The sequence below is a fragment of the Candidatus Desulfovibrio trichonymphae genome (assembly GCF_002355955.1).
In the GTDB taxonomy this organism is placed as follows: domain Bacteria; phylum Desulfobacterota; class Desulfovibrionia; order Desulfovibrionales; family Desulfovibrionaceae; genus Desulfovibrio; species Desulfovibrio trichonymphae.
On sequence record NZ_AP017368.1, the window covers coordinates 952,918 to 965,553 of the forward strand.

Genomic DNA, 12,636 nt, shown 5'->3' on the forward strand with positions numbered 1-12,636 from the left:
TGAGATTTTCTGTCAGATCGATCTCACAGCCCGCGTCTCGCAACGACGGAGAAATGGCTGCCACGGCTCTGGCCGGCGAGAGAAACAACAATCGGCGCGTAGACATTTTACTCTTGTAACGCGTCACACCATACAATGCAACAGCCGTCTTTCACGCATGAAAACCCATATCGCGGATAAAACGCCCTATGATAACAATTCACTGCGCTTTGATCCGCAAGATTTATTCCGATTGAAGGAATGTGAATGTTGTTTTGACCACAAGAAAGAGAGATTATACAAAATGGTACTAAACATGTTCAGGGAAAATCCTTCAGCCAAGCATGACCAATAATTTTAAATGATGACTCGGTTATTTGCCAACTTCAGGTTCAATGGGAATATCTCTGAACTCTTATCATTGCCAGGGCGAAACACTCCAAGGCTATTGCCCCTTGCCTGAAGCCGCCCTCCGGGTTAAAGTCTTTTTGAGTGGAGCGGAGATGATGCTGATATGATGAAAGACGCAAGGAAAACAATAGGCAATGTGATTGACAAGCAGAGCGTCGCATACTTCTTCCATACGCGCAGCCCAATACAGGAAAAACTCGAAAACCTGCATTTATTTTTGCGACAGGAAATTTTTCGGGGCGTTATGTTGAAAGGCGCCATGAAATACTGAAGGATGCTGTCAACAAGGACATGCGCCGAACTACGGCGACTACCGCTTCAAGGTTGACGAGCGGCAAAACAGATGGATGCTCATAGCAGGTGCCTGCTGCGACAGCAGGTCAACCGCGCCCATAAAAATCCAGCAGGACGTTAGTGTCTGCGCAATCGCTGGACAAAGGGCAAATCCTGACCTTCAAGATCACGGCCATCAGGCGTATCTGGTGCTGATTGAAAGGGCAGTCGGAACAAACGGCGTTGAACAACATAGCGTGAAGGAGCGCGTATGCCTGATTGCGTGCGATACCCTGCACCGGGCTGTATTGTGGAATACATGGAGGGCAATGCCCCCCAGATCGCCATGATCACAGAAGAATCCGGAGGGCATCTGCGTCTGTTGCTGCCCAACCGGCGCGAAATGCGCCTGAACGCCGCGCGCATTCTGCCCTGGATCGGCCCCATGCACGCGTCCGGCATGGGCAGAGAAGACGCTGTGCGCATTCTGGAGTCGCATAAAAAAAAAAGGGAAGCCCTGGCGCTTGCCGTCGCGCCGCTCGAAGTATGGGACATCGCCCAAGGGGAGGTCCCCCAGGCGCCGGCGCGCTGGTTTGCTGAATTCTTCACCGCCGAGCCGGACGCGGACGCTGTAGCCGCCTGCGGCCGCGCGCTGCTTGCCTGTAAAAGCCATTTTCGTTTTCAGCCGCCCGCTTTTCAGATTTTTCCCGCTGAAACAGTGGAAAAACGCCTTGCCGAGCAGCGCGAGAAACAAGTGCGTGAGGCCCTTGTCACGGGCGGCGCGGCATTTTTTCGTCTGCTGTGGGAGGCCGCCTGCAAAAAATGTGTTCTGCCGCTGTCAGGAACGAGCGGCGCGGAATGCGGTGAATGGCCCTCGCCTGAAGTGGCAGAACGGCTCAAAGCCCTGCTGCGCGCCAGGATGGTTGATCCGGAAAGTCAGGAGAACGAAAACCTCTGGCGCATGCTGGTCAAAACCCTGCCGGACGTGCCGCATCTGCCCCTGCAATTGCTCACGGCGTGGGGCGAGTTGCCGGAACATTATAACTTCTGGCTGGACAGGGCCGGTTACGCACCCGGCGACGACTGGTGGCTCCCCCACGCCGGGGAAGCAAACGCCCTTGTGCTCACTACGCAAAACTGCGATGCACCCTTGTGCGATATACCTTTTCTGAGCATAGACAGCGCAAGCACCCGTGATGTGGACGACGCTTTTTTTGTGGAACCCAACGGCACCGGTTGTACGTTGACGCTGGCCTTGGCCTGTCCGGCCCTGTTCTGGCCTTTTGAAAGCCCTCTCAACAAAGCCGTGCTGTACCGCGGCACAAGCATCTATTTGCCGGAGGGCACATGCCACATGCTGCCGGAAATGATGGCGACAGCGGCTTTTTCGCTGACAGCCGGGCAAATGCGCCCTGCGCTGTGCATGCGCATACAGGTGAATGGAGCGGGCAACGCGGACGATTGCGAGCTTTTTATTGCCAGGGTCCGGCTTGCGGCAAACCTGTGTTACGCGGACTGTCAGGCCGTATTTGACGCCGATCGAAAACAGGCTCCTCTGCCGGACAATGCCGCAAGGCCTTACGCCGACCAATTGCGTCATGGACTGGCGCTCGCCCGTTTACGGCAACAGGCGCGCATTGCAGCGGGCGCCGTTATTATGGACAGGGTCGAGCCCGTGCTGCATTTGCACGGCGATGGCGCGAACACGACCGTGGAAATGGAAATGCCGGCCCCCGCCCGTGACGCACAGAACCTTGTCGCTGAATTGATGATTCTGGCCAGCGCATCAGCGGCGAACTGGGCATGCGCGCACAGCCTGTCCATGCTGCACCGCACGCAGGACGTGGCCCTGCCGAAAGAATACGCCGGGATATGGACACTGCCGGAAGACCTGACCCGCATTATGCGCTCGCTCGCCTCCTCCTGCCTGGAAGTACAGGCTCGGCCCCATGCCGCCCTTGCAGTTGCGCGCTATACGCCTGTCACCTCGCCCCTGCGCCGCTATACAGATCTTGTCAACGAGGCGCAAGTGACGCATTTTCTGCAAACAGGCACACCCTTATGGAGCGAGGCTGGTCTTGTGGACATTCTCGGCGCGTTATCCCCCGTTCTGAACGCGGCAGGGCAGGCGCAACGTTTCCGCCCGCGCTACTGGAAGCTGCTCTATTTCCGCCAGAAGGGGGACAAAGTCTGGTGGCACGGCGTTATTACCGAAGAAAACGACGCCGTTGTCAACGTGAACCTGCCGGATCAGGGGCTGTTTGTGCGCGGCAGACGCCTTCTTTTTGACGAAAGGGCATATCCGGGCATGCCCGTCGCGGTGCGCCTGGGGAAAATACATCCGCTCTATAATGAAATACAAATATTGGAAGCGGCCGCGCAATAGCCGCAAATATAACAACGCACGAGCAGTAACCCAACGTAGCGAAACCAAGATCAACCATGCCGGAAGCGCTTTTGATTGTTATGGCCTATCTGCTGGGATCCGCGCCGTGGGGTCTGCTTATTGCCGGAATATGCTGCGGCGTTGACCTGCGCCGTAGCGGAAGCGGCAATACCGGAGCAACAAATGTGGCCCGGCTCTGCGGCTTCGGCTATGGCGTCGCCACGCTGCTCTGCGATCTTCTCAAAGGCTCCCTGCCCGTATGGCTTGCCCCGCACATAAACACATCTCCGGTTTTCGTGTCGGCCGTGGGGCTTGCGTGCGTTGTGGGGCATGTGTTTTCCTGCTTCATAAAGTTCAGGGGGGGCAAAGCCGTGGCTACAAGCATCGGTGTTTTTCTGCCCTTGGCCTTCTGGCAGCTGCTTACGGCGGCGGTGTGCTGCCTTCTGGTTATCTGGCGCAGCGGCTATGTTTCCCTGGGGTCGCTCACGTTTGTCACGGCCATGCCCCCGCTTCTGGCCGTATGCGGCTTGTGGCAATGGCTGCCGTTGAGCCTGTGCATCTTTGCCCTTGTGCTCTGCAAACATGCCGAAAATATCCGGCGCCTGCGCAATGGCACAGAAAAAAGCTGGCAAAAATCCCGGCAGCATGCCGACAAAACGCATGAAAACTCGTAAGATGGAGAATGCCCTCATGTCTTCTACCGCAACATTTCCGACATACCGCGGCCGTATGGAATATGTCTGTCTCGGCTGCGACGCGCGCTACCCGCATGACAGCCTGCTGTACACTTGTCCAAAATGCGGCGGGGTTTTTCTGCTTGAAAATCTGGATTTTCAACTTTTGAAAAAACGTGACGGCGCGTTCTGGCGCGAGCTTTTCGACGCGCGCGCGGCAAGCCGCGTTACTGCCTTGCGCGGCGTTTTTCGCTATTACGAATTGCTTGCGCCCCTGCTTGACGAAGAAGACATTGTCTACCTCGGCGAAGGCAACACCCCGATTGTGGAGGCCGCGCCCGCGCTGCGCGACGCTGTAGGACTGCCGTTCGCCTATAAAAACGATGGGCAGAACCCCAGCGCTTCGTTCAAGGATCGCGGCATGGCCTGCGCGTTCAGCTACCTCAAATGGCTCTGCCGCTGCCGGCAGTGGGACGAGGTGCTCACTGTCTGCGCATCCACGGGCGACACATCGGCCGCCGCAGCGCTGTACGCGGCATACATCGGTCCGCCGCTCAAATCCGTGGTGCTGCTGCCCAAAGGCAAAGTGACGCCGCAACAGCTTTCGCAGCCGCTCGGCAGCGGAGCAACAGTACTGGAGCTTCCGGGCGTGTTTGACGACTGCATGAAGGCGGTGGAGCATCTTGCGGAAAACTATCGCGTTGCCCTGCTCAATTCCAAAAACGCCTGGCGCATTCTGGGGCAGGAATCCTGGGCATATGAGACAGCACAGTGGTATAACTGGGACGTGACGGGACTGTGCCTTTTTGTGCCCATCGGCAATGCGGGCAACATCACGGCCATTATGTCAGGTTTTCTGAAACTGCGCGACCTCGGCATAACCACCGGCCTGCCGCGTGTTTTCGGCGTACAGTCAGAGCACGCAAATCCTGTGTACCGCTATTACGCCGTGCCGGCGCAGAACCGGCAGTGGCGGCCGGTACGGGTAACGTCCAGCGTGGCCCAGGCAGCCATGATCGGCAACCCTGTTTCCTTCCCGCGCGTGCGTGCGTTGGCCGAACGTTTCACTGCAGCGGGCGGGGAACGCGCCTTCCAGGTGATTCAGGTCACGGAACAGCAGATTATGGATGCCATGATCAAGGCCAACCGCCACGGCCACATTGCCTGCACCCAAGGTGGCGAGTCTCTGGCCGGGCTTATGAACGCAAAAATCCTTGGCCTCATCGGCAACGGAGAACGCGCTCTGCTGAACGCCACGGCGCACAGTCTGAAATTCGCCGGTTTTCAGGAAATGTATTTTACTGACGGCTTCACGCCGGAATACGGCATCACTCCTGATAAAAGCCTTGCCAACGAGCCGCATTCCCTTTTGCCGAAAAGCGCGCGCACGGGCAAAAGCGACGGCGAATACGCCCGCTTGGCGGCACAAGCCGTAGTTGAACGCCTGCAACTGCGGCGAAAATAAATACTCCACCCGCTGAAGCAAGATGGGCAGACTGCTGTGTCCGTCATGCCAAAAAACACACGGTGAAACCGCCGCCTGGGCGGGCACATGTCGGCCGCGGGAATGGGTCAATTCGGAGACACAAATGGGAGCGAAAACTGTTTTTTCGCTCCCATTTGTGTGTTGAGATGGGATTTATGCGTTAAAACCTATATGCAAATACGAGTTGCGCTTTCCATGCGTCCTGTTTTTCATAGGAGTCGCCTGTCCAGTTGCGTTTCCATGTGCCGTCGTCCACCATGTTGGCAATATAGCCGAGTTCCAGGTTGGCCTCAAGGTTTTCATATATTGTCATGGAATTCACCAGGTTGAATTCCAGCAAGCCGTCGTTGGTGGTCAAATATGGGCCGTCCTGAGCGCCTGTTCCCTGTGTCCAGGCTGTGGCGCCACTCATGTACTTGACCAGGGACGGGCTGTTGGTGCCGTTCCAGTAAGCGATGCGGAAAGTGTGGGTGAGATTTTCCACAAAGCTCATGTTTTTGAGCTGCATGCCGAGACCCCATGTACCGGCGTACGACAAGTCGAGGTCATACCACGCGCCCGGCACCCACCCCAGATTACCGTCGCCCATGAAGGAGGTGAAATTGGCAGCGCCGGCAATAGTTGGCAGGCGTTCCGAGCCGTTTTTCACGTCGCCGTCGTCGCCGGAAGCATACCAGCCGAAAATGCCCGGCGTGCCCCAGTCCGTTTTGTATTCAATAAGGGCCTTGGCGAGCCAGCCCTGACGCCGGGTGCTGGCGCGCATGATGTCGGCAACATCGCCGTAGCGCGCCACGTCGTAGCGGCCCATGGCTTCCACATAGCCGTAGTTAAGGTCAATCTCAATATTCAGCGGATCCCATACTGCGACGGCGAGCGGCAGGCCCGCAAAGAACATGCTGCCGTAGGCCTTGCTTGTGCTGCCGAGACCGTTGGGAGCATTGAAACCTGGGTAGAGGCTGTTCAGCGTGAAGGCAAGATTGCCGTCCACGGTGGACCAACTGGAGGGATTGGCATTTGCATAACGTGAGGGATAACTGCCGTCGCCATAGCCTTCCAGGACGTTTTTGCCCATCATGCCGTACATGACCCAAGGCGTGAATTCGACGCAGTCAACCTTGAGCGGCAGGGTTAAGGCGATAAGGTCAATATTATCAAGATAATTGTTGCCCTGTGCTCTATCCGCGCCGTCAGTCCATCCGGCAAAATTGCCGTTGACAGGGCGCATCCACAGCGCTGTAAGACCAACATTGTCGTTAAACTGATACGAGGCCACAATGCCGGCCGAGTCAGCGTCCATGATAGCGGAACCGCCGGCCGTGTTGGGCAGGGCTATGCCCTGAATGCCCATGCGCGTGCGCAGTTGCGTCTTGGGGATCTGCCAGTCAAGATAGGCGTTTTTAAGTTCAATAACACTGGTTCTGTCCGCGCCGAGCGCACCTCCTGTCGCATTCTGCCCCCAGGTCGTGTCGCCGATTTCAAAAAACACCGTGCCGGAGAGTGCTTCCGAGGCAACTGCGTCCAACTGAAGGCGTATGCGCTGTGCCGCAGCAAAGGTGTCCTGAGTGTTTGCTTTAGTTTTGCTGCCGCCATTATTGCGAACTTTGTTTATGAAACTGTTCTCGCCCAGACCGCCGTTGACGCCGAAACCCATGAGCCATCCGCCTTTGGCCTGAAAATCAACGGCCTTTGCGCCGCCTGCCGCGCTGAGCAACAGCCCCGCCGCGAGCAGAATGGTCAGGCAGCATTTTTTACATATTTTCAGTCTGCTCCTTTGCTTTGCTTCCATAGAATCCTCTTTATTTGTTTATTACTTGTTTGTTTTGTTGCTGTAAGGTGAACTGAGACCTGACAAGTAACACGAGATATAAAAAGGCAGCAATAAAAAATCTCAGCGCATATGTTTAACATGAATACACGACAACAACCATGTCATGGAGACGAGGGCATATCAAGAAAATTAAAATTCATTTTTAAAAAATTGAACAAAAACCTCACCAGCCGTTCCCACCTGAACAACAGATGCTCCGTGTCCTAACGCCTAGCGACTTTGCGTATCCTGCAACGGTATTGCCATTGCCGTAAAAATGAGTTACCCAACAGCGTTCCCACAGCAGCATTGCCTTATCCCGTCTTTTCTGGAGAGGTAGCGAAGCGGCCGTAACGCGCCCGACTCGAAATCGGGTTATCGGTTAGTCCCGATACGTGGGTTCGAATCCCACCCTCTCCGCCAGAAGTTAATCCAGCCGAGCTCAGACAAGTCAAATATCTCCTGAAAATCAAGGGAATATCGAAAGTGACCTGTCCGAAACTTTTAAAAAATTCTTTGCTAAACGAAAATGCTGGTTACGTTTGCCTTATCCGTTTCAGGGTTAATTCTTCCTCCCGCAAGCCGTCCAGGTAGTCGGCCCAGGTCTGCATGGCCCCGCGCCGTTCATCAAAGTATTCAGACCTGTTATAGATGGCCCGCACAGCGTCCCTGCCCTTGTGCGCCAACTGCGCTTCAATCACATCCGGGCAGAATATTGAAGCTTTCATTAAGGCGCGTGCTGGCGGTTGTTCTCATTCCGTGCAGGCTTAATTCTTCCTTGCTGTATCCAAGACTGCGCCGCCGCCAATGCCCCCTCGTTGCTTATGACCCGCGACTTTCCTCTTGTGGACGGGAAACAATATCGACTGTCAGCTGTAACTTGGCGCAGTTCCCGGAACATGCCCTCAACCTGACGCGCCAGGGGCACAAGCAGGGGTTGCTCAGAAAGCTTGCGTGTTTTTGAGCCGCCGGCCGGGACAGTCCACAGCTTTTGGTCAAAGTCTATTTCAGTCCATTCCGCAAGGCGCAATTCGGAAGGCCGCGTGAATACATACGGCAGGATTTTAAAAAAATAGGCAATGGCAACAGACGTTCCGCCATACCCGTCAATGTCCCGCAAAAGTCGGCCGATCTTTGCCGGTTCGGTGATCGCCGCCATGTGTTTTACCCTTACAGGCGGCAGTGCCGCTGATATACGCGCCCCGATGTTAAATGGCACAAGCCCCTTGATAAAAGCATATTCCAAAACTTGGCGGACAAGCCCAACCTGCCTGTGCGCCGTTTCAAGGTGCCCTTTGTCCAGGGCATCCTGAACAGCATGGAATATGCGGCGGGCACAATGTCCTTTACAGGCTTTGCCCCTATGGACGGGAAAAGAACGGCGTCGAAAAACCGCTTCTTTTTATGCGCGTTCTGCTCGGCAATATCTCTGGAATGTGTCTTGAACTATTCCAGCGCCACGGCCTTAAATATGTTTTCAGCGTCGCGCTGTTCGGCTGCGGCCTGTTCCTGTTTTTTTGCCGCGCTTGGATCAATGCCGTGAGAAGCATACCCTTTGCTTCAAAGTGCTTCCTACGGGCATCTGCAAGGCTCACAAAGGGGTATGGGCCTATGGACAGGGTTTTCTGATTGCGCAGCCGCCTTCCGTTCTGCCCTATCGGCCCGAAGGAATAATTCCAGCGCCAGAGCTTGCCGCCTATCGGCGTTACGGCAATATACAGCCCCCCGGCCAACGGCAAACTTGTAAAGCTTGTCCTTGGGCTTCAAGTTCTGGATCGTTATGTCGGTAACTGCTTTTGTCGCCATGATGGTAGCCTTATGGTATTCGTTTTCAGGCGTTCAAGCCCTCAAGGCTCAATATGCCCTATGAAATACCATAAAAGCAAGCGGCAGTCAGCGAACAATAAAAGACGTGAAGAACTATAAGATGATATAAAAGCTAAGGCTGTTAATGCTTTTGGACATTAACGGCCTTGTTTGGAAATCTCTTTGGCTCCCCGAGACGGACTTGAACCGCCAACCTAGTGATTAACAGTCACCCGCTCTGCCAATTGAGCTATCGGGGAATGCATAATGGCAAATCACCTTATACGAAAAAACACCCCAGAGGTCAAGTAAAAAATGGCATCATCGCGTCACGAGCACGGCAAGGCGTTTCTCGTAGCGTTCCGCCTCGCTGTACACGCAACCGCAATACGCCTGACGGTACAGCCCCAACCTTTTCGATAGCGCTATGCCGTCCTGCCAGTCGTTACGAAAATCACGATAGACAAAGCGAGGCCCTGCAGGATGTTCCTCATCCATGCGTCTGCCCGCCGCCGCAATGCAGTCGTGCGGCTGGTAGCGAGAATACAGGAGAGAACTGCTCACACAATCAAAATCCAGTTCAGAAGCTTTGGCAAAGGCGGCAGCGATACGGCTTTCACAACAAAAAACGCAACGTCCGAGCTTTGTGTCCCGTCCGACCACGCCACGCAGCCAGAGCGTGATGTCCCAAGTTTCGTCCGCGCAGATGATATCCACATGCAGCAACGCGGCGGCCTTCAGCGCCGCGTCACGCCGGCGCAGGTATTCTGTCAGCGGCTGAATGTTGGGATTCATAAACCATGCCGTCACACTGAAACCTTCGTCCAAAAGACGCACAATGGGCATAACGGCACACGGCCCACAACAGGCGTGAAGCAACAGGCTGTTGCTTCCCTTGTTTCTGGGGACAGGTGCCACGGCTAGTGTCTAATTGCTAAAATTTCAATTATTATGATATTCGTGCCTAAGCATTTTGCTGTTGAAAATATCGACAGGTTTCAAGCCATCCACATGTGTCGGCCGCGGCAACTGATTTCAAGGCTTTTCCAATTGCTTCAAAGGGGAAAGCACCGTGCGCCGGTCAGCGGATTTTTGTCGGGGTTACACTACGCCGTGTTCATCGGGGCGTTCGTAAATTTTTTTCTTTGACTGAAGATTGCGGTAGAAGTCCGTGTCGCCCAGCGAAAGCAGAATGGCCGAAGCCACATAGATGGATGAGCCAGTGCCTATGAAGACGCCGATGAGCATGGTGAGCGCAAAATCGTGTATCACCCCGCCGCCGAGCAACAGCAGGGCAAGAGTGGCGAGCAATGTTGTTCCGCTGGTGAGAATAGTGCGCGAGAGCGTTTGGTTGACGCTTTTGTTGATAAGAGCGTCGAGCGTCAGTGTGTCGTTTAAACGCAGATTTTCGCGCAGCCGGTCATAGACAATGATGGTGTCATTGAGCGAGTAACCTATCAATGTCATCAGAGCGGCCATGACGTTCAGGTCAATTTCCACATTCAGGATGGACAGCAGACCGGTGGTGATAAAAACATCGTGCAGAAGGCCCACCACAGCCCCCAGAGCAAAGTTGAGCTTGAGAAAAAAGCAGACGACAAGTGTGATGCCGAGAGCGACCAGCACAAGTGCGCCCATGCCGAGGCCGGTAAAGCTCATCAGGTACATGCCGCCCCACAACGCTGCAGCCATGATTGCCGCGGCCATCCAGCGCTGTTCAAAGCGGCCGGAAATATAGACGGCAATCAATAAAATGGAGTAATAGAGCGCGGCCAGAGCCTTGTTTGTAAGATCGACGCCTATTTTAGGGCCCACAATTTCTAGACGCTGTATCTGCGCCGGATTGTCGGGAAAGGCCATTGCAAGTGTCTGGGTCATCTGTGTGCGCAGCGCGGACGCGTCGGCATTTTCCAGACTGGAAAAACGCAAGAGATAATCGCGTCCTCCCTCGCCGAAACGCTGCGTGGAAATGCCTTGCAGGGCGAACATATCCAGATTTTTTTTCAGAGTCTCGTCGTCCACAGGCTCTTGAAATTGCACCTGCACAATAAGACCGCCGGCAAAATCAATGCCCATTTTGACGCCGCTGCCCCATAGTACAGAGGCCAGCCCGACAAGAATCAGCGCAATGGAGATGGCGTACGACCAATATCGCTTGCCGATAAAATCTATGCGTGTATCGTGTTTGATGAATGCGAAAGCCATATTGTATTCCCGGCGCTAAATGCTCAGACCCTTGGAACCGCAACAGCGCGCCCATTCTTCAAAAACAACGCGCGAGACAAAGATGGCCGTAAACATGGAAGCAATGATCCCGAGGGAGAGCGTCACCGCGAAGCCCCGTATGGGCCCGGTGCCGAACTGGTATAAAATGATCGTGGCGATGATGGTGGTCAGGTTTGAATCGGTAATGGAAATAGCGGCGCGGTCAAAGCCCGCCTTCACTGCCGCCAGTGGGGTAAAGCCGATACGCAGCTCTTCTCGAATGCGTTCGTAAATAAGCACATTGGCGTCAACAGCCATGCCTATGGTCAGCACAATGCCGGCTATGCCCGGCAAAGTCAGGGTGGCGCCGAAGGCTGTCAGACCGGCTACAATCATGAGCATGGTAAAGCAGAGCATCGCGTCGGCAATAACGCCGCTTATGCCGTAATAGATCGCCATAAAAAGCGCGACGGCGGCCGCACCCGCAACAGCGGCCCTAATGCCGCCGTCAATGGATTCTTGCCCCAGAGAGGGACCCACGCTGCGTTCTTCCAGCACTGTGGTGGGGGCGGGCAGGGATCCGGCGCGCAGCACAATGGCCAGATCCTGGGCTTCTTCCGTGGTGAAATTTCCTGAAATGCTGGCTCTGCCGCCGCCGATGCGTTCGCGAATGACCGGAGCGGAACAGACTTTGCCGTCCAGCACAATAGCCATGCGCCTGCCCACGTTTTCGCCGGTGATCTGTTCAAAAACGCGCGCGCCGCGGCTGTTGAAGCTGAGCGTCACATACGCTTTGTTCATTCGGTCAAAGGCGGGGCGGGCGTCAGCCACGTCCTCGCCGGTGAGCATGACGTCTTTCTCCACAACAATGCGGCTTTCCGGTTGCTGCTGGCCCGCCGTTTTCTCAAGCTGCGGCAGGACGGTAACGCCTGTGGGCAGCACGGGTTTGCCGGGGTCCACATCGTCACGCACCAGATAAAATTCCAGATGCGCCGTCTGCCTAAGCAGTTCCACTGCGCGGCGCGGGTCGGAAATGCCGGGCAATTGCACCTGGATGCGGTTGCCGGCCTGCTTGCGTATGTCCGGTTCCGCAACGCCGAACTGATCGATACGGTTGCGAATGGTGCGCAATGCTTGGTCGAGAGCCAGATTTTCCAGACGCGACACTTCCGCTGACGTAAAACGGGCGACATAACGCAACTGGCCGGAATCTCCCTTTTGGGGCTCATTGACGGCAAGCTGTGTAAAATGCCTGAGCAGCAGTTCTTTGAGTTTTTGTTCATCTGCTGCGCGCGGCAGCAGAAATTCCAGAGCGTCGCCGCCCACAACGCGCGGACGCAGGATCACAATTTTTTCTTCCTGCGCAAGACGACGCATATCCTGCCCGGTAAGCGCCAGAGAGTTGCTCACTGCCCTGTCCACTTCCACGCCGAGCGTCAGGTGGATGCCGCCCTTGAGATCAAGCCCGAGATTTATTCTGCAGGACGGCAAAATGCGTTCCAGCAGAGTGCCGGGAGCCGTGACGTTCTGCAGGGCGTACACAAGGCACAATACAAAGACAAGCAGCACTATGGACAAACGCCAGCGCAAAGCCATCATTTACCTTTCG

Annotated in this window: 10 protein-coding genes, 2 tRNA genes and 1 pseudogene; 5 read left to right on the forward strand and 8 right to left on the reverse strand. The window is 55.3% G+C overall.

Going from position 1 to position 12,636, the window contains the following annotated elements; genetic code table 11:
• Window positions 1-934: 934 nt before the first annotated feature.
• Genes RSDT_RS04565 through thrC form a run of 3 tightly spaced genes read left to right on the forward strand, consistent with a single transcriptional unit; the run spans window position 935 to window position 5,188 of the window.
• On the forward strand, window positions 935-3,049 hold the full coding sequence (locus tag RSDT_RS04565; protein ID WP_096399736.1) for a ribonuclease catalytic domain-containing protein: 2,115 nt from the start codon (window positions 935-937) through the stop codon (window positions 3,047-3,049).
• Between the two features lie 56 nt (window positions 3,050-3,105).
• Window positions 3,106-3,723 carry a glycerol-3-phosphate 1-O-acyltransferase PlsY gene (gene plsY, locus RSDT_RS04570; protein ID WP_096399737.1) on the forward strand — a complete coding sequence of 206 codons (618 nt, stop codon included), beginning with the start codon at window positions 3,106-3,108 and terminating at the stop codon, window positions 3,721-3,723.
• A gap of 16 nt (window positions 3,724-3,739) precedes the next feature.
• Window positions 3,740-5,188 (forward strand): threonine synthase, encoded by a 1,449-nt coding sequence (gene thrC, locus RSDT_RS04575; RefSeq protein WP_096400530.1) that lies wholly within the window; start codon window positions 3,740-3,742, stop codon window positions 5,186-5,188.
• 181 nt (window positions 5,189-5,369) lie between these two features.
• On the opposite strand, the gene RSDT_RS04580 is transcribed toward thrC, so the two are convergent.
• Entirely contained in the window at window positions 5,370-6,995 is a 1,626-nt protein-coding gene (locus RSDT_RS04580; RefSeq protein WP_096399738.1) for an outer membrane homotrimeric porin, read from the reverse strand.
• Between the two features lie 351 nt (window positions 6,996-7,346).
• Between RSDT_RS04580 and RSDT_RS04585 the strand changes: the two genes are divergently transcribed.
• Window positions 7,347-7,439 (forward strand) — tRNA-Ser (locus RSDT_RS04585).
• Between the two features lie 113 nt (window positions 7,440-7,552).
• Here the strand turns inward: RSDT_RS04585 and RSDT_RS04590 are convergent.
• Window positions 7,553-7,744, reverse strand: coding sequence for a hypothetical protein (locus tag RSDT_RS04590; RefSeq protein WP_096399739.1), 192 nt, complete (start codon window positions 7,742-7,744; stop codon window positions 7,553-7,555).
• Entirely contained in the window at window positions 7,744-8,175 is a 432-nt protein-coding gene (locus RSDT_RS04595) for a tyrosine-type recombinase/integrase (protein WP_145954810.1), read from the reverse strand. Before RSDT_RS04595 ends, RSDT_RS04590 begins: the two co-directional genes overlap by 1 nt.
• Window positions 8,176-8,265: 90 nt before the next feature.
• Here RSDT_RS04595 and RSDT_RS07445 point away from each other — a divergent pair, with 90 nt between their 5' ends.
• Window positions 8,266-8,559, forward strand: a complete 294-nt coding sequence (locus RSDT_RS07445; RefSeq protein WP_231941790.1) for a hypothetical protein — start codon at window positions 8,266-8,268, stop codon at window positions 8,557-8,559.
• A 13-nt stretch (window positions 8,560-8,572) separates the two neighbouring features.
• Here the strand turns inward: RSDT_RS07445 and RSDT_RS07890 are convergent.
• The 5 genes and pseudogenes from RSDT_RS07890 to secD all read right to left on the reverse strand — a co-directional run.
• Window positions 8,573-8,755: pseudogene (locus RSDT_RS07890) on the reverse strand (Arm DNA-binding domain-containing protein); the annotation flags it as partial.
• Window positions 8,756-9,006: 251 nt separating this feature from the next.
• Window positions 9,007-9,082 (reverse strand) — tRNA-Asn (locus tag RSDT_RS04605).
• Between the two features lie 61 nt (window positions 9,083-9,143).
• Entirely contained in the window at window positions 9,144-9,740 is a 597-nt protein-coding gene (locus RSDT_RS04610) for an epoxyqueuosine reductase QueH (protein WP_408606691.1), read from the reverse strand.
• Between the two features lie 183 nt (window positions 9,741-9,923).
• Complete coding sequence (secF, locus tag RSDT_RS04615) at window positions 9,924-11,027, reverse strand: protein translocase subunit SecF (RefSeq protein ID WP_096399743.1); 1,104 nt, start codon at window positions 11,025-11,027, stop codon at window positions 9,924-9,926.
• Between the two features lie 15 nt (window positions 11,028-11,042).
• On the reverse strand, window positions 11,043-12,626 hold the full coding sequence (gene secD, locus RSDT_RS04620; protein WP_408606692.1) for a protein translocase subunit SecD: 1,584 nt from the start codon (window positions 12,624-12,626) through the stop codon (window positions 11,043-11,045).
• Between the last annotated feature and the right edge of the window lie 10 nt (window positions 12,627-12,636).